Origin of the sequence: Marinitoga hydrogenitolerans DSM 16785, assembly GCF_900129175.1 — a bacterium.
In the GTDB taxonomy this organism is placed as follows: Bacteria; Thermotogota; Thermotogae; order Petrotogales; family Petrotogaceae; genus Marinitoga; species Marinitoga hydrogenitolerans.
In genome coordinates, this window is the sequence record NZ_FQUI01000005.1 from 1 (window position 1) to 19,501 (window position 19,501).

General features: G+C 26.6%; 22 protein-coding genes. 7 read left to right on the forward strand and 15 right to left on the reverse strand.

Annotation, left to right across the window (positions count from 1 at the left end):
• Positions 1-244: 244 nt before the first annotated feature.
• Positions 245-529, forward strand: coding sequence for a PfkB family carbohydrate kinase (locus BUA62_RS02300; RefSeq protein WP_072863045.1), 285 nt, complete (start codon positions 245-247; stop codon positions 527-529).
• Between the two features lie 76 nt (positions 530-605).
• Here BUA62_RS02300 and BUA62_RS02305 read toward each other — a convergent pair whose 3' ends face one another.
• Positions 606-1,586 carry a 2-hydroxyacid dehydrogenase gene (locus BUA62_RS02305; RefSeq protein ID WP_072863047.1) on the reverse strand — a complete coding sequence of 327 codons (981 nt, stop codon included), beginning with the start codon at positions 1,584-1,586 and terminating at the stop codon, positions 606-608.
• A 205-nt stretch (positions 1,587-1,791) separates the two neighbouring features.
• On the opposite strand from BUA62_RS02305, the gene BUA62_RS02310 reads away from it, so the two are divergent.
• Together BUA62_RS02310 and BUA62_RS02315 are read left to right on the forward strand one after the other, a co-directional pair.
• Entirely contained in the window at positions 1,792-4,770 is a 2,979-nt protein-coding gene (locus BUA62_RS02310) for an alpha-mannosidase (RefSeq protein WP_072863050.1), read from the forward strand.
• Between the two features lie 2 nt (positions 4,771-4,772).
• Positions 4,773-5,753: a dipeptidase gene (locus BUA62_RS02315; RefSeq protein WP_072863052.1), complete on the forward strand. Its 981-nt coding sequence runs from the start codon at positions 4,773-4,775 to the stop codon at positions 5,751-5,753.
• Positions 5,754-5,788: 35 nt separating this feature from the next.
• On the opposite strand, the gene BUA62_RS02320 is transcribed toward BUA62_RS02315, so the two are convergent.
• The gene (locus tag BUA62_RS02320; RefSeq protein WP_072863054.1) at positions 5,789-6,229 is read right to left on the reverse strand and encodes an OsmC family protein; all 441 of its coding nucleotides are present in this window, start codon (positions 6,227-6,229) and stop codon (positions 5,789-5,791) included.
• 182 nt (positions 6,230-6,411) lie between these two features.
• On the opposite strand from BUA62_RS02320, the gene pcp reads away from it, so the two are divergent.
• Positions 6,412-7,038: a pyroglutamyl-peptidase I gene (pcp, locus tag BUA62_RS02325; protein WP_072863056.1), complete on the forward strand. Its 627-nt coding sequence runs from the start codon at positions 6,412-6,414 to the stop codon at positions 7,036-7,038.
• 12 nt (positions 7,039-7,050) lie between these two features.
• On the opposite strand, the gene BUA62_RS02330 is transcribed toward pcp, so the two are convergent.
• Both BUA62_RS02330 and BUA62_RS02335 read right to left on the reverse strand, forming a co-directional pair.
• Positions 7,051-8,082 (reverse strand): L-Ala-D/L-Glu epimerase, encoded by a 1,032-nt coding sequence (locus tag BUA62_RS02330; protein ID WP_072863058.1) that lies wholly within the window; start codon positions 8,080-8,082, stop codon positions 7,051-7,053.
• Positions 8,075-9,424, reverse strand: coding sequence for a transglutaminase-like domain-containing protein (locus BUA62_RS02335; protein ID WP_072863060.1), 1,350 nt, complete (start codon positions 9,422-9,424; stop codon positions 8,075-8,077). The genes BUA62_RS02330 and BUA62_RS02335 overlap by 8 nt, the downstream gene beginning before the upstream one ends.
• A 219-nt stretch (positions 9,425-9,643) precedes the next feature.
• Here BUA62_RS02335 and BUA62_RS02340 point away from each other — a divergent pair, with 219 nt between their 5' ends.
• Positions 9,644-10,261: a hypothetical protein gene (locus BUA62_RS02340; protein ID WP_072863062.1), complete on the forward strand. Its 618-nt coding sequence runs from the start codon at positions 9,644-9,646 to the stop codon at positions 10,259-10,261.
• A 270-nt stretch (positions 10,262-10,531) separates the two neighbouring features.
• Here the strand turns inward: BUA62_RS02340 and BUA62_RS02345 are convergent, their stop codons facing one another.
• From BUA62_RS02345 to BUA62_RS02385, 10 genes are all read right to left on the reverse strand, one after another.
• Positions 10,532-12,001 (reverse strand): recombinase family protein, encoded by a 1,470-nt coding sequence (locus BUA62_RS02345; RefSeq protein ID WP_072863064.1) that lies wholly within the window; start codon positions 11,999-12,001, stop codon positions 10,532-10,534.
• Complete coding sequence (locus BUA62_RS11435) at positions 11,998-12,168, reverse strand: hypothetical protein (RefSeq protein ID WP_159429488.1); 171 nt, start codon at positions 12,166-12,168, stop codon at positions 11,998-12,000. Before BUA62_RS11435 ends, BUA62_RS02345 begins: the two co-directional genes overlap by 4 nt.
• Positions 12,169-12,306: 138 nt before the next feature.
• Positions 12,307-13,143: a DNA adenine methylase gene (locus BUA62_RS02350; RefSeq protein ID WP_072863066.1), complete on the reverse strand. Its 837-nt coding sequence runs from the start codon at positions 13,141-13,143 to the stop codon at positions 12,307-12,309.
• 101 nt (positions 13,144-13,244) lie between these two features.
• On the reverse strand, positions 13,245-14,894 hold the full coding sequence (locus BUA62_RS02355; RefSeq protein WP_072863068.1) for an AAA family ATPase: 1,650 nt from the start codon (positions 14,892-14,894) through the stop codon (positions 13,245-13,247).
• 121 nt (positions 14,895-15,015) lie between these two features.
• Positions 15,016-15,519: a hypothetical protein gene (locus tag BUA62_RS02360; protein ID WP_072863070.1), complete on the reverse strand. Its 504-nt coding sequence runs from the start codon at positions 15,517-15,519 to the stop codon at positions 15,016-15,018.
• A 72-nt stretch (positions 15,520-15,591) separates the two neighbouring features.
• A complete protein-coding gene (locus BUA62_RS02365) occupies positions 15,592-15,852 on the reverse strand; it encodes a DUF2283 domain-containing protein (RefSeq protein ID WP_072863072.1) in 261 nt (86 codons plus the stop codon).
• Positions 15,853-15,854: 2 nt separating this feature from the next.
• Positions 15,855-16,301: a hypothetical protein gene (locus tag BUA62_RS02370; RefSeq protein WP_072863074.1), complete on the reverse strand. Its 447-nt coding sequence runs from the start codon at positions 16,299-16,301 to the stop codon at positions 15,855-15,857.
• A 12-nt stretch (positions 16,302-16,313) separates the two neighbouring features.
• Positions 16,314-16,832, reverse strand: coding sequence for a helix-turn-helix domain-containing protein (locus tag BUA62_RS02375; protein ID WP_072863076.1), 519 nt, complete (start codon positions 16,830-16,832; stop codon positions 16,314-16,316).
• A gap of 12 nt (positions 16,833-16,844) precedes the next feature.
• Positions 16,845-17,285, reverse strand: coding sequence for a hypothetical protein (locus BUA62_RS02380; RefSeq protein ID WP_072863078.1), 441 nt, complete (start codon positions 17,283-17,285; stop codon positions 16,845-16,847).
• A 180-nt stretch (positions 17,286-17,465) separates the two neighbouring features.
• Positions 17,466-18,086: a LexA family protein gene (locus BUA62_RS02385; protein WP_072863081.1), complete on the reverse strand. Its 621-nt coding sequence runs from the start codon at positions 18,084-18,086 to the stop codon at positions 17,466-17,468.
• 183 nt (positions 18,087-18,269) lie between these two features.
• Here BUA62_RS02385 and BUA62_RS02390 point away from each other — a divergent pair, with 183 nt between their 5' ends.
• Positions 18,270-18,479, forward strand: coding sequence for a helix-turn-helix transcriptional regulator (locus BUA62_RS02390; protein ID WP_072863083.1), 210 nt, complete (start codon positions 18,270-18,272; stop codon positions 18,477-18,479).
• Positions 18,480-18,483: 4 nt separating this feature from the next.
• On the forward strand, positions 18,484-19,200 hold the full coding sequence (locus BUA62_RS02395; protein ID WP_072863085.1) for a phage antirepressor KilAC domain-containing protein: 717 nt from the start codon (positions 18,484-18,486) through the stop codon (positions 19,198-19,200).
• 98 nt (positions 19,201-19,298) lie between these two features.
• Here BUA62_RS02395 and BUA62_RS02400 read toward each other — a convergent pair whose 3' ends face one another.
• On the reverse strand, positions 19,299-19,490 hold the full coding sequence (locus BUA62_RS02400; protein WP_072863087.1) for a hypothetical protein: 192 nt from the start codon (positions 19,488-19,490) through the stop codon (positions 19,299-19,301).
• Positions 19,491-19,501: the final 11 nt, after the last annotated feature.

The following is a 19,501-nucleotide window of genomic DNA, read 5'->3' on the forward strand; positions in this document are numbered from 1 at the left end:
ATTATAAGTGTTATGGATGATGTTAGGTGTAAATGGTAAAATAAAAAAGAACAAAAAGAGGAAAATAAAAATGAACAAAATAGATAAAAAAACAAAGAAACAGTTTTAATCATCCATATTGGAATATATAAAAATATTGCAAGATACTCGAGATAGATAAAATAATTAGATATTTTATTTATTAATAAAAGATAATGAAAAAGACGATATTATAAGTGTTAATATTTCAGAGGTTGGTGGTAATTTGAAAAAAATATTGACTATAAGGGAAATGTTAATTGATTTTATATGTTTGGATAAAAATAAAGATTTATCAAAAGGAGTTAGTTTTGAAAAAAAAGCTGGTGGAGCTCCAGCAAATGTTGCCGCTGTTGTATCTCTTTTAGGTGGGGAAAGTTCGATTTTAGGAAATGTAGGAAATGATTCTTTGGGTATTTTTCTAGTAAATAAGATGAAGGAATATAATGTAGATACTTCTCTAAAGGAGAAAAAGATTATTTTAAGATTGCTAAGTTTGCTAATGAAGTAGGAGCATTGGTTTGTACAAAAAAAGGAGCGTTAACAGCTTTAGAGGATATAAGAAAAAGGGAGATTTAACTCCCTTTTTAAATTATAACATTTTGATTTAGTGTTCCGTTTTTAAAATTGTTAATATTTTCTAATGTGGTTTCAGCAATATTAGTTAAAGCTTCTTGAGTGAAAAAACCTTGATGACCAGTAATTAATACATTTGGAAATGTAGTTAGTCTAAGAAATGTTTTATCATCAATGATTTCTTCTGATAAATCTTCAAAGAAAATATTTTCTTCTTCTTCATAAACATCTAATCCAAGATAGCCTATTTTTTTTGATTTCAATCCATCTATTACAGCTTTTGTATCTATTAAACCTCCGCGGCTTGTATTTATTATCATTACACCCTTTTTCATCAAATTAATTGTATTTTTATTTATGATATGGTATGTATCTTTATTTAAAGGACAGTGTAAAGAAATAATATCTGATTTTTCAAATAATGTATTTAAATTAACATATTCTCCAATAAACTCATCATTTGGAAATTTATCATATCCTAAAATTTTCATGCCAAATCCTTTTAAAATGTTTGCAGTAATTCTTCCGATTTTTCCAGTGCCAATTATACCCACAATTTTTCCATGCAGATCGAACCCTAATAAACCATCAAGTGAAAAATTATTTTCTCTTATTCTTAAATAAGATTTATGAATTTTTCTATTTAATGAAAGAATTAAAGCTATTGTATGTTCAGCAACAGCGTATGGTGAATATTTCGGAACATGTACGACTTTTATGTTATATTTTTTTGCAGCTGAAATATCGACATGGTTAAATCCAGCAGATCTTAAGGCAATTAGTTTTATTCCGTTTTCTTTTAGTATTTTGATTACTTTTTTGTTTAGATCATCGTTTACAAAAGCACAAACAACATCAAAACCTTTTGCTAAAATAGCAGTTTTTTCATTTAATTTTGATTCAAAATATTTAATATCAAAATTATATTTTTCATTTAATTTATTAAAAAAATCCATATCATATTTTTTTGTGCTAAAAAAAGCAATTTTCATATATATCCTCTCCCTTTTGAATTAAATAATAATAGAATAATATGTTTTTAATCAACTATATTATAGCAAATATACTTTTCATATAATTTATAATCATATTACGACTTTTTTTGTCAAGATTAAAATAGATTTATTTTTATGTGATAAAATAATTATAATAAGAAAAGAATAAAGTCAAGTGAAAATTTTTATTAGGGGGGATATTATGTATCATAAAATTAAACATGAAGTATTAAGAATAGAAAAAATTATTGAAGATATATATCCATATCAATATATAGATATTAAATCTATTTGTAATTGGGAATTTGAAAATGGTATAAATATTAAAAACGTCAATTCTGGATTTGAATGGGATTATGATAAGTATCCTGTAAAATTTAAGAAAAAATTTAAAGTTCCAAGAGGTTATTATGGAGAATTTTGGTTTGGTGGTGAAACTTTAATAAAAATTGATGGAAAACCTTATGGTGAAATAAATGAATATCATAAAGAAATAGATTTATCTTTTATAGCAGACGGTAAAGAACATTTATTTGAAGCTGAAACAGTTCCATATAATCTTTTTGGTTCTCCTTCAAAAAAGAGGATTTTTGAAAGATCAAATTTAATTAAAATAAATTTTGATGTGAGAAAATTAATAAGATATCTTATTGGGATAAAGCAATTAATTGGAAATATAAAAAATAATTCATTAATTGATGAATTATCGGATTTAATAAATAATATGTTTAAATTTATCAAGATTCCTCGAGAAACTTCGTTGTATCTTTCCACAATTGAAAGATCTCCCCAATTATATAATAAACTTTCTAATATATGGTCAAAACCATCTTTTGATAAGTTTCAAGGTGGAATTTTAGATGTTTCAGAGGCTTTAAGTTATTTAAACAATAAATTGGAATATTTAAGAAATAAATATCCAAAAGTTGGTAAGGTTTATGTCACAGGACATGCACATATAGATTATGCATGGCTTTGGCCAATTGAAGAAACTAAAAGAAAGATAAAGAGAACATTTTCAAATGCAACTTTACTTGCTAAAAAGTATCCATATTTTACATTTATACAATCCAGTCCTCAAATGTATGAGGATATAAAAAATGATATTAATCTGTTTGATCAGATAAAAAAACTTTCAGATAAAGGTATGTGGGATCAAAATGGCGGTATGTGGGTAGAATCTGATACAAAAATACCTTCGATTGAATCACTAATTAGACAATTTTATTATGCACAAAAATTTTTTAAAGAAAATTTTGGAAAATACTCTAATGTATGCTGGTTACCAGATGTTTTTGGATTTTCATGGATATTACCTCAAATTGCAAAACAGGCAGGAATAAAGTATTTTTTCACTACTAAATTAACCTGGAATGAAAAAAATGAGTTTCCATATGATATATGTTATTGGCGTGGAATTGACGGAAGTGAAATTTTATATCATAGCTTTAATAATCCAAAAGAAGGTTATAATGGACATTTAGATGCAGAATGTGTATTAAAGACATTTAATAATTTTAGAAATAGAGATATATTTGATGGGACGTTATTAACATATGGATATGGTGATGGGGGTGGTGGCCCTTCTGAAATACATATGATAGATTTTGAAGTAACTAATAATTTACCATATGTTCCGAATTTAATTTCCACAACAGGGAGTAAATTTTTTGAAACTTTAAACAATGATATTAAAAATAAAGAAATACCTATTTGGGATAATGAATTATATTTTGAATTCCACAGAGCGACCCATTTTTCTCAGTTAAAAACAAAGAAATTGCATAAATTGTTAGAGGATGAATTATTTTTTACAGAATATATATTAGCTTTGGAAAATAAATCATCAAAAATGTTAGAAAAATCATGGAAGATTTTGTTAACAAGAGAGTTTCATGATATTATTCCTGGTTCTTCAATTAAAGAAGTATATGAAGAATCGGAGTCCTCATTACAAAAGGAAATAGAGAATTGTAAGGGTATAATAATTGAAGAATTAGAAATTAGTAATGAAGCTGTATTAGTAAATTATGGTAATTATAGTAGTGATAATTATTTTATTACGGATAAATCGTTTAAATTACCTTCTCAAAAAACATATGATGGTAAATATCTTTATATTATATCGCCTTTAAATAAATTTTCAAATAAAAAATTAGAGAAAGGAAAACCATATATACAAAAGAAAGAAAGTGATAAAACATATAATCTTGAAAATAATAATTATTTCATAGAAATTTTGAAAGATGGTATAAAAGTTTATGATAAAAAAAAGAAAAGGTCTTTGTTTAAAGATAAAGGGAATATTTTAATGATTTATGATGATGTTCCTTTAGCTTGGGGAGCTTGGGATATAGATTATAATTATAAGTATTTTGGTGAAAAATTAGAAATTAAGGATATAAAAATTGTTGAGGATGGAATTTTTAGAAAGGTTATAAGAACGTATTATGAATATGATGGAACTGATATAATGCAATATATTTCATTGGTTGAAGATTCAAACCGTATTGATATAAAAACAGTGGTTAATTGGAATTTAAGAAAAAAATTATTGAAGGTTTTATTTCCTGTAGATGTATTGTCCAGGTATGCTAGATTTGATATATCTGGAGGATATATAACAAGGCCAGTTCACAAGAATACTTCATATGAAAAAGCAATGTTTGAAGTATATATGCATAGGTGGATGGAAATATCCGAGCCGGATTTTGGTGTAGCTATTTTAAATGATGGAATATATAGTGCATCAGTTGACCATAATGTTTTAGGATTATCATTAATACATGGACCGATTTATCCTGATCTAAAAGCAGATGATGGAAAACATGAATTTTTATATTCAATTATGAGTCATTCAAATAATCTTGAAGAGATATATGTTGAATCCGAAAGATTAAATAAGCCTCTTCGAATTTTAAATAAAAAAATAAAAATTGTAGATAAGTTTATTGATTTTTCACCATTGAAGGTTGTTTCTGTTTTTAAAGCAAAAAATAGATTAATAATAAGATTAGTGGAAGTTGAAGGAAAAAGGGGTTTATGTGATTTTAATATAAAATTCGATTATAAAAAGGTATATTTATCAGATATATTATTGGATAAATTAAAAGAATTAGAATCTTCAAAATTTTATTATAAACCATTTAAAATATATACATTAATTTTTGAGGAGGAATAAAGATGAATATATTGAAAAGTATTGTTATAGATGGTCATTTTGATTTGTTAATTGATGTGTACGAAAAAAGGAAAAAAGGTAGGAAAAGTGTAATACTGACAGATCATTATGAAAAATTTAAAAAGGGTGGATTTAATATTATAGTTTCTTCATTATTTATTCCGGATATATATATTCCAGAAATGGCTTTGAGAAATGCGCTTGACCAAATTAGCTCTTTATATTTAGAGATAGAAGAATCAAATGGGAAAATAATGTTATGCAAAAATTTGAAAGATATAAAATATGCTGTAGATAATAATATTTTAGGAATAATGCTATCTTTTGAAGGTTTAGAACCAATTGGGAATGATATATATCTTTTAAGAGTATTTTATGAATTAGGAGTAAGATTTGCAGGGTTAGTCTGGAGTAGAAGAAATTATGTTGCAGATGGTTGTTTTTTTAATGAGAGGTTGGAAGGAGAAAAAGGAGGATTAACAGATTTTGGAGTTAAAGTTTTAAAAGAATTGGAAAAGCTAGGAATGATTGTTGATGTCAGTCATTTAAATGATGAAGGATTTTGGGATGTAATTAAATTTACTGAAAAACCAGTTATAGCTTCTCATTCAAATGTTAGAAATATATACCATTCCATGAGAAATTTAACAGATGATCAGATAAAGGCAATTGCAGAAATAAATGGTGTTATTGGTATAAATGGAAATGGATATTTTGTTACAGATAAAGATGAGGAAAATAATGCAGAAGGTTTAGTTAAACATGTTGACTATATATCTAATTTAGTTGGTGTTGAATATGTAGGTATTGGATTTGATTTTTGTGATATGTTTAGTGATTTTCATAGAGACTCTTTAAATGGTCATCACGAATTAGTTTTATTTATAGAAGCTTTAGAAAAACATGGGTATAATGAGAATGAGATAAAATTAATTTTAGGAGAAAATTTTTTAAGAGTTTATAAAAGTGTTTTTGATGATTAATTAAAAAAAAGATAAGGCATAAGACCTTATCTTTTTTAAAATGTTTTGATATTAAATTTAATTGGTGTTGGATTTGATAGATTATCTGAAACTGGACACCTTTCTTCAACTTTTTTTAACCATTCTTTTAATGTTTCTTCATTAGCATCTGTTTCAAGAATAAAGGAAACATTAATTTGAGTATAACCTGTTCGATCTTCAGAAGGTTTGCCCAAAAATTTTGCAGGGTTTAAGTCTCCGTCGATATTAATTTTCATCTTTCTTAATTTAAATCCCATCTCTTTTGCTACTAAATGACCAACAACGTTTAAACAACCGGCAAATGCTGCTAAAAGGTACTCTACGGGGTTTGCACCCTCATCTTTTCCACCAAGACTTTCTGGTTCATCTATAATCATTTCAAAACTTCTTGCTTTAACTATTGTTTTGGTTGGATTTTCACTTTCTGATGTGATTTTAAAATTTAAAAATGCCATAATTTCACCTCCGAATTAAACTGGATATTTTTTATCTAATTTAATTATATAATATATAGTTTACGATTATACGTGAAAATTATAACAATTATAAAGGAGACATGTGTAATAATTATTTAATAATGTTTTATTTTTAGTGTTATAATATATTGTATATATATGTAAGGAGAGGAGATGAAAAAATGAAAGTATTAGTTACAGGTTTTGATCCATTTGGAGGAGAAAAGATAAATCCGTCTTTTGAAGCAGTCAAGATGTTGCCGAATAAAATTTTAAATGTATCAATAGTTAAATTAGAAATACCTACTGTTTTTTATAAGTCAATAGAAACACTAAGAAGTAAAATATGTGAAATTCAACCAGACATTGTTATATGTACAGGACAAGCAGGAGGGCGCTCTCATATCTCAATAGAGAGAGTAGCAATAAATATTGATGATGCTTCGATTGAGGATAATGAAGGTAACAAACCAGAAGATAAACCTATATTTTTTGATGGAGAAAATGCATATTTTTCTAATTTGCCAATAAAAGACATTGTAAAAGGAGTTAAAAGTATAGGTATTCCTGCAGAAATTTCCAATACAGCTGGGACATTTGTTTGTAATCATCTGTTATATGGGCTAATGTATTATATTCATAAGGATTTTAAGAGAACTTTGGGTGGATTTATACATGTGCCGTATTTGCCTGAGCAAGTAATTAATAAGAAAAATGTACCAAGTATGTCTTTGGGAAATATTGCAAAAGCGTTAGAAAAAGTTATTGAAATATCAGTGGAATATTATGAGAAAAAGCAAAGAGCATAATGCTCCTTGCTTTTATAATGCTTTGTATATTGGAGGATTTGAAAGATATTTTCCTCTGAAATTGTCTTCTTTTAACATAAGTGCGGAATCTAGATCATGAAAAACAAAAGCACCTGTGCCCAATGCAAAATTAACACTTTGATTTATTCCAACACTAGATTCTCCCATACAGCCTATCATTAATTGTAAATTAGCGGATTTTACCATTTCTACTATAGCAAGAGCATCAGATATACCAGATTTCATAAGTTTTATATTTATAAAGTCAACAGCTTCCATTTTTATTAATCTCAAAACATCATATTTTGTTTTAGCACTTTCGTCAGCACCAACTGGAAATGGAGAATTAAATCTAACAATTTTTAGTCCTTCAAAATCAGTTGAAGCAACTGGTTGTTCAAATAGATGAATTTCAATATTTTTTGAATATAATGTTTTTACGAATTCTATAGCTTGTTTTGGTGTGTAACCCATATTAGCATCAACTATATATTTTGCTCCTCTGGTATTTTTGTAAATTTCATCTAAGACTTCGATATCTTTTTTCAAATCTTCACCGACTTTTATTTTAATTGTTGTAAACCCGGAATCAAATATTTCTTTAGCATCTTTTACCATGTTTTCTATTGTGTCGATTCCAACTGTTTTATCAGTTTCTATTTCATCTTTTGCCCCACCTAATATTTGATATACTGGCATTCCAATTTCTTCTGATAATGCGTCAAGAGTTGCATATTGAATTGCAGCTTTGATGCTTGGAAAAGCAAAGAATTTATCCATTACATCAAATATTTTCCTGTAATTTTTCACATTAAGCCCAATTAGGGCATCTTTTATAATTGGTTCGAGATGTATTAATGTTTCCACTTTTTCTCCATTTACTCTAAATGAAGGTGAAGCTTCACCATGTCCTTTTGCTCCACTTTCTGTTTCTATACAAACTTCAATGTTTGTTGCAAAATTTGAGAGACTTCCTGTTATATGAAAAGGTTTAAAATAGTCATATTTTTTTATAGTAAAGGTTATGTTTTTTATTTTACTCATTATCATCAACCTCCTCGAAACTTATAACTTTTATTTTATAAGTATATTTATCAGAATATATATTTCCTAATTCTGTTTCTAATTCGCCAACTTGATTATCATATGGATCGCTCCTGTAATATTTTTTATTTTTTAATCTAACCATAAAATCATTATTTGCAACCATTCTAAAACCATCTAAATTTCCAAAATAAAATTTCCTATACTTAGGAATATTTCTACGTGCTCCTCCAAAAGATAAATCAGCGGGTAACCAACCGTATGGCTCTATATAGAATAAAGCCCAATCGTGGGGAGAAGCAAAATATTTGTTAATATACCATCCTGATTGCCAACGAGATGGAATTCTTGCTATTCTACACATAGTAATAAATAGTAATGCCTGGAATCCGCAGTCTCCTTTTAAATTAGTCGCTACAAATTGCGGTATATTTTCATAAATGCCATAGGGTTTTACATATGAATATTTTATATTTAACGTTATCCAATCATATATTAATTTTGCTTTTAAATATGGATTTTTTTCATTTCCAACTATTTCTTCTGTTAAGTTTTTTAAATAATGAGTAAAAAGAATATGTGGAGGTTTTTCTACTAAAAATTCTTTATAATTTGAAAAATTTATTTCTGTGACTTTGTTAATATCAATGTTATCAATCCATTCAGAAATTTTGTATTCAAATTCAACATAGAAAGAACTTTTATTCGTAGTTTCATCTTCAAAATAGATAGTTCTTTGTTGAGAATTTAAAATAGTAAATTTTTCATGACTCGTGTCTAATATTTTTACATTACTAATTTGAAAGCTTTCATGTGGAATAGGTAACCAAACTTTTATTTTTTCTCCCATGATGTTTTCATAATCAGGAGTAACGGTTATTCTTGCTTTAACTTTATAACTTTTATTTTTGTCTCCGTTAATAATTTTATCTAATCTATTATGTAAAAGTTCTCTTCCTTTAAGAACTTTTTCATCAGTTTTTATCCTTTTTTTATATTCATCATATTTAAAGCCAATATTAAATGCAAAACGTTTTTCAAAATACATATTTCCATCAATGATAATATAATCTAGGTCACCATTGTTTAATAACTGTTCAAATTCTAGTTCGGAAAAACCTTTTATTGTTTTTTTAGCGATTTTTTTTGCATCTTTTATTGAATACGGATAATCGAGAATTAAACGATTTAATCTTTCTTTTTCATATAACAGTCTTTCTTTTAATAATTTAGGTAGTGGTGAAGTTAATTTTTTTTCTATTAATTGTAATGCTTTTCCAATATTACCTAAAAATAACTCTCTTTGAACATCTTCTGGTAATCCTACTGATAAGAATTTCATATTATTCCCCCTTTTTATTAAAAAAAGTTCGGTATACAAATCATTATATCAGATTATAATATAAAATTCAACCAATATAAGAATGTAATAAAAAATTTTGAAAAATAATATTCTAAGGAAATTCTAAGGAAAAACTAAGTTTCTTTTAAGGTTCATAAGATATTATATAGTTGTCGAAGATAAATAAAAGAAAAAAACAAAAACTACGGAGGTGTTATTATGAAGAAATTTTTAACAGTGTTATTATTAGGTGGATTGATGGTAGGGTCTATTTTTGCATTTAATGCAAATGCGCCAAGGGTATATCAGGATTCAACCGCTCCAATGTATCAAGAATATAACAGAGGTGTTCATGGTGGATATATGTTTTCTGAAGAAGATATGATTACCGTGAAAGGAACTATAGATTCAATTGAAGAGGAAGAAGAATTTCCAGGAATTAAAATAATAAAAGTGAAAACAGAAGATGGAGAAATTGTAGAAGTACATGCTAATGCATATTTTGCAACAGACATAGAAACAGGAAAAGAAATAGAATTAACAGGATGGAAAGTAGTATTAAATGGAGAAACGATATTTAAAACAGTAGAAAGTAAAATAGATGGAGAAGAAGTATTGTTAAATGGTTACAGAGGAGCAGCAAGAGGAATGTATGCACCAGTAAATATGTATGGATATGACCAAACACCATTTATGAGAAAACATGGAAATTTTGGAAACAGACAAATGCCAGGCTATGCTCCACAATATCAACCTATGAAAAGACACGGAAATTTTGGATACAATCAAATGCCAGGTTATGTTCCACAATACCAACCTATGCCAAGAGGCAGATGATAATAATTAACCCCTCTTCATTTTGAAGAGGGGTTAATTATTTTATATCTGACGTCAAGCAAGTCTCGATGTATTTGTCAAGTGAATAAAGGATCAGAATATAGTTGAAAAATGAGACGGAAAAATGTCAAAACTTAATTTTGATATTATAATTAAAAGTGCCCACGCTTTTGGGGAGGCGTGGGCAGGGAGATACTGGGATGATGTTTTCTCCTTACTTTTGCAGATGGTAGCCCCACCCCGCATTAAATGGATTAGTAAAAACACGTATTATTCAAACTGTTTGAATTTTACTTCAATATACTTATCTTTATAAACGATAATCTGTTCAATTAATTGATTATAGATTTCTATTAATTTATCCTCATCATAATTTTCAAGAGCTTCTATTTTTTCTTTCCATTTTTTTCTCAAATTCTCAGGTGTTTCTTCAACAATATTAACATTAGACATTTTTATTTTATTTATTAGATCATTCTTTTCTTTCATCAAAATTTCATTTTCTTTTTTTATTTCATCATTTATAATTCCAGATTTTATTGCCGTTGTTAAATTTATTAATTGTTCTTCAACTTCTTCCAACCTTTTTCTTAAGGCAACAATTTTATCGTTTTCAACGTTGCTTTTTAACTTTTTAATATAATTAATTGTTTCTGCAAAATCTTCCCAAAATTCTTCATCATTAAAATCTAATTTTAATAATTGATGTTTTACACGCAAAAAAACTTCTCTCTCTATTTTACTTTTAGATATACCAAGATATGTTCTTGTTTTTCCGTATTGCCAAGCAGAAGAAACATAACTTGGAGTTTTACCACCAGAACCAAGCATTCTATCTCCGAATTCTGTATATATTAATCCTTTTAATAAATATTTATTTTTTGTCAATGCAGAAGTCAATTTTCCATTCTTTTTATTTACTTCTTCAAAAACTTCTTTAGGAATAATAGGATCAACAAAATTTTCAATTATAATAGCATCTTTTAATTCTTCTTTCCTTTTTCTACCACGCTTTGTTCCCTTGCCATAAATGTATATTCCAGTATATAATGGGTTATTAACCATATCAAGAATTGTAGATGCTTTCCATGGATTACCTCGAGCGTTTTTTATACCTCGATCATTCAATCTTTTAGCAATTTCAGAATATCCGATATTTTTTAATCTTAATTCGAAAATTTCTCTAACTACTTTTGCTTGTTCTTCATTTATCTTTAATTTTCTTCTTTTTTTCCCTTCCTCGTCAATAATTTGATAACTATCGAAACCATAAGGAGGATTTCCTCCCATCCAATATTTTTTTGATGCTATATCTTTCATTCGCATTTTAGTTCTTTGTGAAATCATTTCCCCTTCTAATGTATATGAAGCCAGAATAATCGTTCTTGTAAAACGTCCTTGAGGAGTACTTACATCAAAGGGTTCTAATGCAGCAATGACAAGAACATTGTAATTTTTTTCTAAATCTTGGATTATTATTTGCCCATCAATTCCAGCTCTTGAAAAACGATCATACTTTTCAACAAGGATTACATCATATTTTCCTTTATAAGCATTTTCTAGAAGAACATCTAATTGTTCTCTTTTCATTTTTTTACCAGAGTCTTTATCTGAAAAATAGTCAACTATTTTAAATCCATATTGTTTTGCAAAATTTTCTATTGTTTTGAATTGTCCTTCAATTGAAATTTTTGATTGATCCTTTGTCGAAACTCTTGCATAAGCAGCAGCTTTTTTCATTCTTCGCTTCCCTCCTTAGAAACCTTCTGCAATGAAAGCAAAAACTTATAATAATTATAAAGTTCTTCTTGAGTAAGTTTTCGTTCATCCCAGAAAATAAATCCAAAATCTTTTAATAAGTCTAAGTCTTCTTCAGTTACAAGTAATTTAATTACTATCATTCGCATCACCTCAGGAATATTTTAATATATTTTTGTTAAAGGGATGCATTAGATTATGGTTTGACTGTGTAATTATTTATATTATACTGAATTTTTATTATTTTATGAAATAAAAAAATCCTGGAAAATCCAGGAATATAGAATTTAAAATACTATTGGTTTTAAAAGATTACTATAAATCATTATTTCTTTTCCTTTATATCTTCTATTTGCTGTATATTGAAGAGAATACTCGTAATAATAAAATTTATTATAAATTTGTCTTATTTGTTCTACATTATCATAAGTAACGATCCAAGGTATTTTTTTTATAGTTTTGATTTTTTTGGATAAATTTATATGTTCATTGTGTGTAAAATAATTTTGGTATAGTTCAGAACCTTTATTATAATATGGTGGATCAAAAAAAATGAAGTAATTTTTTCTATATTTTATTTTTTTTATTAAATCAAAAACATCTAGATTATAAATAGCTATTCGTTTTTTCATAGAAGACAAAAATTCCATTCTTTTTATTAAAGATTCTTTATTAAATCTACAATCAATTTTATATTTTCCATTTTGACTTTTTCCACCTAAAACACCACCTTTTATTATTCCTGAAACATTTGTTCGATTAAGAAAAAAAGTAGAAAAACCAAGATCAAATAAATCAACTTTATCTTTTATTTTTTGAATTTCTTTTTGTTTATACCATTCATCAATATTTATATTTGCTTTTCTAATTTTTTTTATAAAAAGCTCAGTATAATTCAAGGTTGAATACCAAAAAGCATATATCGATCTATCTAAATCATTTATAATTATTTTCTTTACCAAATTTTCTTTTAATAATAATAAAGCTAATCCTGCACCACCAGCAAAAGGTTCTACATAAGTAGAACCAATTAAATTATTTTTTATTAGAATTTCTTTAATCACTGGAAATAATTTTGCTTTTCCGCCAGGATATCTTAAAGGAGATAAAGAATATCTAGCCATGTTTTCACCTGCTTTATTTTCCAATTAAATTATACATTTTTTTTTAAAGTTTGGCCAGAAATATAATATTAAATTTAGATTTTTTTTTGTAAACATATCTTCTATTTCCTTTTAATTTTTGGAAGGTTATTAAGAGTAGCCAAATTATTATAAACTCTGATAAATTCATCAACAAATTCATCAACAACATCTTTATTATCCTCTTTCCAACGTTCAAAAAGATTTATTGTATCAAAAACTTGTTTAAAATGATTAAACCATCTTTTTTCTAATATCCTATCATCGTTTTTTTCACCTTGGATATTTTTTTTAAATTTGTCAAATGTTTTATTTTTAAATAGAATATAATCAAAATGTATTTCATTAAATTTTTGAGCTCTTTCAAAAATTTCATCATCTGGATTTAATGAATTTAAATAATTATAAATAACTAATTCTGGATTTTCATTCTCATTGCCAGGAAGAACTAAAATATTATCATATTTATTTTTAATCTCTTCAAATTTTTCTTTCTTTTTAACATCCGAATCAAAGATAATTATTGAATCATAAAATATTTCCTCTATATACTTTCTTATTTCAATTAATGAATCTGAACCTTGTGACATTTCCAGTAATTTTACATAATCCAAATAATCTTTTAATAGTTTTTTTATAAGCCATCGCGCTTCAGCATCCTCTGAAAAAATCCTAATTTTTTTTCTTTCTTTTTCTTCCTCTTTTTTAGCATATGCTTCATTTTTTAATATAGCTTCAATTTTTTCATATGAGTCTATATCAATATTAGATGCTTTAATATCCCCGATTCTTTTTAAGTATACTAATTTATATGGAAAAGGTTGTTGGCAATTATCTCCGCAACTATTAACATATTTTTTTAAAAAAGTTTCTATTAAAACTAATGAATGTGTTGTTGCTATAATTTGTAAATTTAATTTTTTCGACTCTTTTTTTAGAAAATCCAAAAGTTCAATTTGAGCACTTGGATGTAAAGTTGCATCTAATTCGTCTATTAACAATATACCCCCTTTGTAATTTTCATATGTTTCACGTAACTTTTTAAAAGATAATACAGCCATAATGATTTGACTTAAATTATCTTGTCCAGCTGAATTCGTTAAGAAGTCATAATATTTAGTCTCATGACCTAATGTTTTTTTAAATTTAAGATTTTTATAATTTATTTGTTTATAATTTTCATGTTCAAGATGTAAAGATAAAATGTTGTTATAGTTTTCTTGATACCACTTTATGTCTTCTTCATTTAATTTTGGTCCATTTTTTATATATAGTTCATTTTTTCGGGTTTCACCAATTGGATATAGTCTGCTTAATCCTAAATATAAAACTGGCCATTTTATTTTTGCAGATGTTTGTTTCCCGTTTGGAAGTTTCCCTCGAGGAGTTATTCTTATCCTATCATGATTTTTGTTATAATATAATCTAGTTTTCCTGTAATCATCATAATTATCATTTCTAAAACATATAGTATATTCCCATTCTTCTTTTTTTGCTTTATCTAAATCATAATGTTTTGACAGTTTAATTATTTCTGAAAATTCTGTCCTGAACTGATTTTGTAAAAGGGGTCTCCCATCTTTTACTTTTAATTCAAAAGCATTACCAATCATTGCTAACAATGTTGATTTTCCTAAAGCGTTTTGACCTGAAATTAAAGTTATGAGTTTTCCTATTTCAAAAGTAACATTTTCAAAGTTTCGGAATTTTTTAATCTCTACTTTAGTAACCATAAAATCCCCCCCTTTTTTTGTTACGCTACATGTCAACTTTCAGTTACATAAAAACCCGAAAAAACTAAATAAAATATAGAAAATATAATATGAAATTTCAAATTAAAAAATCAATATAGAGCTAAAAAGAGTATTTATATGGCTTATTATCTTTTAATTCCCATCTGGTACCGTCTGTGAAAATTACAATTGTAACCCAAACTGTAAAGTGAGTGGCCTTAGTTTCATATAATGACCAATAAGAGTAATAACCATATTCTTCTTCAGGTTTGATATTTAGTTCCTGAGCCATTAGTATATCTGCATCAATAATACTTGAAACTTTCTCACCAAAATCATCATAAAGTTTATATTTAAGTTTAAAAGCTCTAACGTTTTTTTTGCTAACATTTTTTACTATAACAAACATTTTTTTAGTGATATTATAATCCCCTTTTTCTAAATATCCATTTATTATTTTTAGTGGACAAGTGTCTGTGCTGTTTTCTGTTAAATATTCCCATGTACCGTTTTCATATAAAATAACTTTTTCTCCAAATGAAGTCGTCGCTATACTATATTTTTCTTTTCCAAAAATAAAAATCGATAAAAAAATAATACTTAAAATAAACAAAACTTTTTTCATACTTTCCCCTCCTTAACATAAAATTAATATATCTAAGATATGTAAATAAAAAACGAGACCGCTAAGGCCTCGCTAACTAATGTTGGTTGAAGAATATATTTTCTTTAGATCATCAAAAATATTTAAATTATAATTTTTTAATTTTCTTTCTAAATTTCCTTTTTCTAAAGTTTTTTTAAACGATAATATTTCAATTCCTACAATTTCATCAGTATCATCATCGAAAAAAAGTATGATGTTATCGTCAATCATATCACCATATTTACTTTTTGAATCTTTTAATTTTATATAAACAACATCACCTTTCGGACTATATCCGTATTTGTTTTTCATAATTACTCCTCCAAATTTTTCAAAGCTTTTTCCCTTTCTTCTTTTATAAAATCTGTTATATCCATTAAAGGTAAATAAATAGGTTGAGTAAATCCAAATTGTGAAGAGATCGATAATATTTTAGCCCGTGCAATTTGGAAAAGGTTTATAATTCCAGAATTAATAACTAGAACTCTAAATTCATATTCTTCCATTTCAGGATGACCCATAAATTCTCCTTCAATATGCATTTCAAGTTTTAATAAATGTTTTCTCCCTTTTTTAAAAATCAACTTAATATTTAAACCAAGAATACAATTATAAGGAGTATTAGCAATTTTTTCTTTAAATTTTTGAATAGCTTCAATTTTTAATTCAGGTTGAAAAGGTTCATTAATTAGAGTATCATCAAATTCAAATGAAAATTTTTTTATTCTATCTGAAATTAATTGGATGTAAGACTCCTTCATTAGTTCCACCTCTTATGCTGCTGTAAGTGCATTTTCATTATTTTTTGATTTTTTGTTTCTGCTTGACTTTCCGTTAAAATTTTTAAATTCAACTTTTATTTTTTTATAAGAAAAGTTCATAATTTCCATTGAAATTAATGCATCTATTTTTTCTTGAATTGTTTTACCTTCACTTTTTGCAATTTTTTCAAAAGTTTCTCTATAATTTTCTGGTATAGTATAAGTATATTTGCCATGTGGAGTTATTTTCATTTCTCCGCCTAATGCTTTAATTATCTTTAATAAAAATTTTAATGATGGATTTGAACTTGCATTTTCTAATCTTGAAATAGCTGTTTGTTTTGTGCCTATTTTTTCAGCAAGTTCTTTTTGAGAAACACCTTGTTCCATTCTCATTAAAGTTAATTCGCTTACTAAATCTATAATAATATTTTCTAATTCTTCTTCCAACGATTCTGACTTTAATTCAAATTTTTCAAACTTTCCTTCTTTGATTTCTCTGATTATATCATTTCCCATATTTTTATTCATAAAAAAACCTCCTTATTTTAAAGCATTATCAACTAAACTTTTCAAGTTATTGTACGCAGCTTCAATTTTTTTAGCTTTTTTTTCTGTTTTAAATTCTGCTCCTAATATAATTACATTATTATTGTTTAAATAAAATTTCTCAGGATAGAACGTAAGATAAACTCTAAAAACACCTGTACGACTTTGTGGAGGTATTCTTAGTTCATAAAGAGAAAAATTATTATAATCGTCTATATGAGCTATTTTTTTATTTTTGTGTGTTTTCAATTTCTCTTCATCAATTAATTTTAAGATATATTTTCTTCCACCTTTATTTATATTTATTAGAAATAGTTTTAATTTTTTATAAGAGGATTTTGAGCCTTTATTTTTAAAATCTCCTTCAACTTCTTTTTTTATTTTATTCTTATCTTCATCATTATAAATAGGGAAATAATATAAATATTCGTTCATAAATATCTTTCTCCTGCATTTGTATTATATAACATATATGTTATATTTAGCAACTTGATTAAAATAAATTATTATCAATTAAGAGTTAAAATCTTTGTTTTCCTCCGTTATTCTTCTTTTTTTATATTGTGTAACAACTTTCTATAACAAATGTGAAAATTCCAAAAAAGATATAATTTCTCACTCCCACTTCTCGTATTTCCCCACTACTTTACCAACGATGAGAATGTCATTCCAATTTCGCCTTGGTATTACTATTGGCGGGTGATTTTCATTTAAACTGATCAAAGTAATTGCATTTTCAGATTTATAATATTTTTTTACTACGCCTTCATTTCCATTGATAATGATTACTCCAATTTCTCCGTTTTCAAGAATTGGTTGTTTTAAAACTACAGCTACATCTCCATCCTTTAAACGAGGCTCCATTGAATCTCCTTTAACGATTAAACCAAAATCACCTTTCATACCGTCGGGTATAACAATATAATCAATCAATTCTTGATAAGCAATTTCCCCATGTTCACTGTTAGCAGCAACATAACCATAAACAGGGATTTGCTTTAAAGTAAGTTTGCTATCTTCGATAGGAGTTGTTTTGTTATTTATTCCTAAAAGAAAATCGACAGATACATCTAATATTTTTGCAAGTTCAGAGGCAATTTTAATATCAGGAATTGATTTTCCTCTTTCCCACATTGCTATAGTAGACTGACCAACATGAAGCAAATCAGCTAAATCTTTTTGTCTTAAATTTTTATTCAATCTTGCTTGTTTTAATCTTTCTGCAAATTTTTCCATAATTTCACCTCGTGAAAATTATACACCAAAATCAACTAAATTGATACATGTATGTTTAATATTAATTTTTAATATAAAATTCATATTTTTGTAATTGACATATCAATACAGTTGATGTATAATATCAATGTAATTGATTTTTAAATAATAAACATTAATTTAAATGATACAGGAGGTGAATAAATGAAAAAAATAAAATTTTATCGTTTAAAAAAAGGCTTGACACAAAAAAAGTTAGCCAAGCTCTTAAATGTTCAACAAAACACCGTAGCCATGTGGGAAACTGGTAGAAGCAAACCACCGCTTGACAAAGCCCTAAAAATAGCCAAAGCACTCGGAACGACTGTGGAAGAACTTTTCGATTTTAATGATAAACCATTAGCGAGGAGGTGATGCAATGAGAGAACTTATTCCTGTAAGCGAAAAGATTTTTGGTGGAGAAAAAATTCAAACAGTAAATGCAAGAGAATTACACAAAAAGTTGAAGGTTGGATCAAGGTTCAATGATTGGATAAGAAACAGAATAGAAAAATATGGATTTATAGACGGTATTGATTTTATAACGCTTACTAAAAATTTAGTAAGCGGCGGAAAACAAAAAGAATATTACATTTCACTAGACATGGCAAAAGAATTATGTATGGTTGAAAATAACGAATTAGGAAGAATGTTCAGAAAATATTTTATTGAAGTTGAAAAGCGATATAAAAAAATACAAACACCAAAACTACCGCAAAATTATCTTGAAGCATTAAAAGAATTAGTAAGAGTAGAGGAAGAACGTCAAGCTCTTGAAGCAGAAAATAAACAAATGAAACCCAAAGCAGAAGCATTTAATGATTTGATTTCAACAGAAGGCAAATACACAATGTCAGAAGTTGCAAAATTATTAAACTGGGGACGAAACAGATTATTTAAGTTTTTAAGAATGCAAGGAATTTTAAGAAGCAACAACGAGCCTTATCAAGAATATGTAGATAGAGGATATTTTAAATTAAGAACATATACAATTAAACACACAGATTTTGAAGAAGTAAAAGTTCAAACTTTAGTTACACCAAAAGGTCTTGAGTGGATCAGAAAAATTTTAAAAAGAGAAATTGAGTTTATATAAGACCAAAAGCTCTTTGGAAAGTGAATAAAAAGGTTGCACAAGGCAACCGTTAAAAAACTACTTTGTTAATATTTTTAATATTTTCTTAAATTTTTTAATTAATTATGATTTTCACCAAATTTAAAATGCATAATAGCTCCACAATTATTACAAATAGATATTTTAACTTTGATACCTTCCATAGGTTTAATTAGTTCCCCTCTTTTTTGATTATCAATGGGTATCAAAAAGTCTCCGTTTTGAATTTCTAAGTCACCATTTTTACAAATTGGACATTTATAAATTTTCATAAAAAAATACC

Excerpts from the sequence above, each read along its gene's own strand:
- BUA62_RS02305 (WP_072863047.1), bottom strand. The coding sequence starts at position 1,586 with ATGAAAATTGCTTTTTTTAGCACAAAAAAATATGATATGGATTTTTTT.
- BUA62_RS02310 (WP_072863050.1), top strand. The coding sequence starts at position 1,792 with ATGTATCATAAAATTAAACATGAAGTATTAAGAATAGAAAAAATTATT.
- BUA62_RS02315 (WP_072863052.1), top strand. The coding sequence starts at position 4,773 with ATGAATATATTGAAAAGTATTGTTATAGATGGTCATTTTGATTTGTTA.
- BUA62_RS02320 (WP_072863054.1), bottom strand. The coding sequence starts at position 6,229 with ATGGCATTTTTAAATTTTAAAATCACATCAGAAAGTGAAAATCCAACC.
- pcp (WP_072863056.1), top strand. The coding sequence starts at position 6,412 with ATGAAAGTATTAGTTACAGGTTTTGATCCATTTGGAGGAGAAAAGATA.
- BUA62_RS02330 (WP_072863058.1), bottom strand. The coding sequence starts at position 8,082 with ATGAGTAAAATAAAAAACATAACCTTTACTATAAAAAAATATGACTAT.
- BUA62_RS02335 (WP_072863060.1), bottom strand. The coding sequence starts at position 9,424 with ATGAAATTCTTATCAGTAGGATTACCAGAAGATGTTCAAAGAGAGTTA.
- BUA62_RS02340 (WP_072863062.1), top strand. The coding sequence starts at position 9,644 with ATGAAGAAATTTTTAACAGTGTTATTATTAGGTGGATTGATGGTAGGG.
- BUA62_RS02345 (WP_072863064.1), bottom strand. The coding sequence starts at position 12,001 with ATGAAAAAAGCTGCTGCTTATGCAAGAGTTTCGACAAAGGATCAATCA.
- BUA62_RS11435 (WP_159429488.1), bottom strand. The coding sequence starts at position 12,168 with ATGCGAATGATAGTAATTAAATTACTTGTAACTGAAGAAGACTTAGAC.
- BUA62_RS02350 (WP_072863066.1), bottom strand. The coding sequence starts at position 13,143 with ATGGCTAGATATTCTTTATCTCCTTTAAGATATCCTGGCGGAAAAGCA.
- BUA62_RS02355 (WP_072863068.1), bottom strand. The coding sequence starts at position 14,894 with ATGGTTACTAAAGTAGAGATTAAAAAATTCCGAAACTTTGAAAATGTT.
- BUA62_RS02360 (WP_072863070.1), bottom strand. The coding sequence starts at position 15,519 with ATGAAAAAAGTTTTGTTTATTTTAAGTATTATTTTTTTATCGATTTTT.
- BUA62_RS02365 (WP_072863072.1), bottom strand. The coding sequence starts at position 15,852 with ATGAAAAACAAATACGGATATAGTCCGAAAGGTGATGTTGTTTATATA.
- BUA62_RS02370 (WP_072863074.1), bottom strand. The coding sequence starts at position 16,301 with ATGAAGGAGTCTTACATCCAATTAATTTCAGATAGAATAAAAAAATTT.
- BUA62_RS02375 (WP_072863076.1), bottom strand. The coding sequence starts at position 16,832 with ATGAATAAAAATATGGGAAATGATATAATCAGAGAAATCAAAGAAGGA.
- BUA62_RS02380 (WP_072863078.1), bottom strand. The coding sequence starts at position 17,285 with ATGAACGAATATTTATATTATTTCCCTATTTATAATGATGAAGATAAG.
- BUA62_RS02385 (WP_072863081.1), bottom strand. The coding sequence starts at position 18,086 with ATGGAAAAATTTGCAGAAAGATTAAAACAAGCAAGATTGAATAAAAAT.
- BUA62_RS02390 (WP_072863083.1), top strand. The coding sequence starts at position 18,270 with ATGAAAAAAATAAAATTTTATCGTTTAAAAAAAGGCTTGACACAAAAA.
- BUA62_RS02395 (WP_072863085.1), top strand. The coding sequence starts at position 18,484 with ATGAGAGAACTTATTCCTGTAAGCGAAAAGATTTTTGGTGGAGAAAAA.
- BUA62_RS02400 (WP_072863087.1), bottom strand. The coding sequence starts at position 19,490 with ATGAAAATTTATAAATGTCCAATTTGTAAAAATGGTGACTTAGAAATT.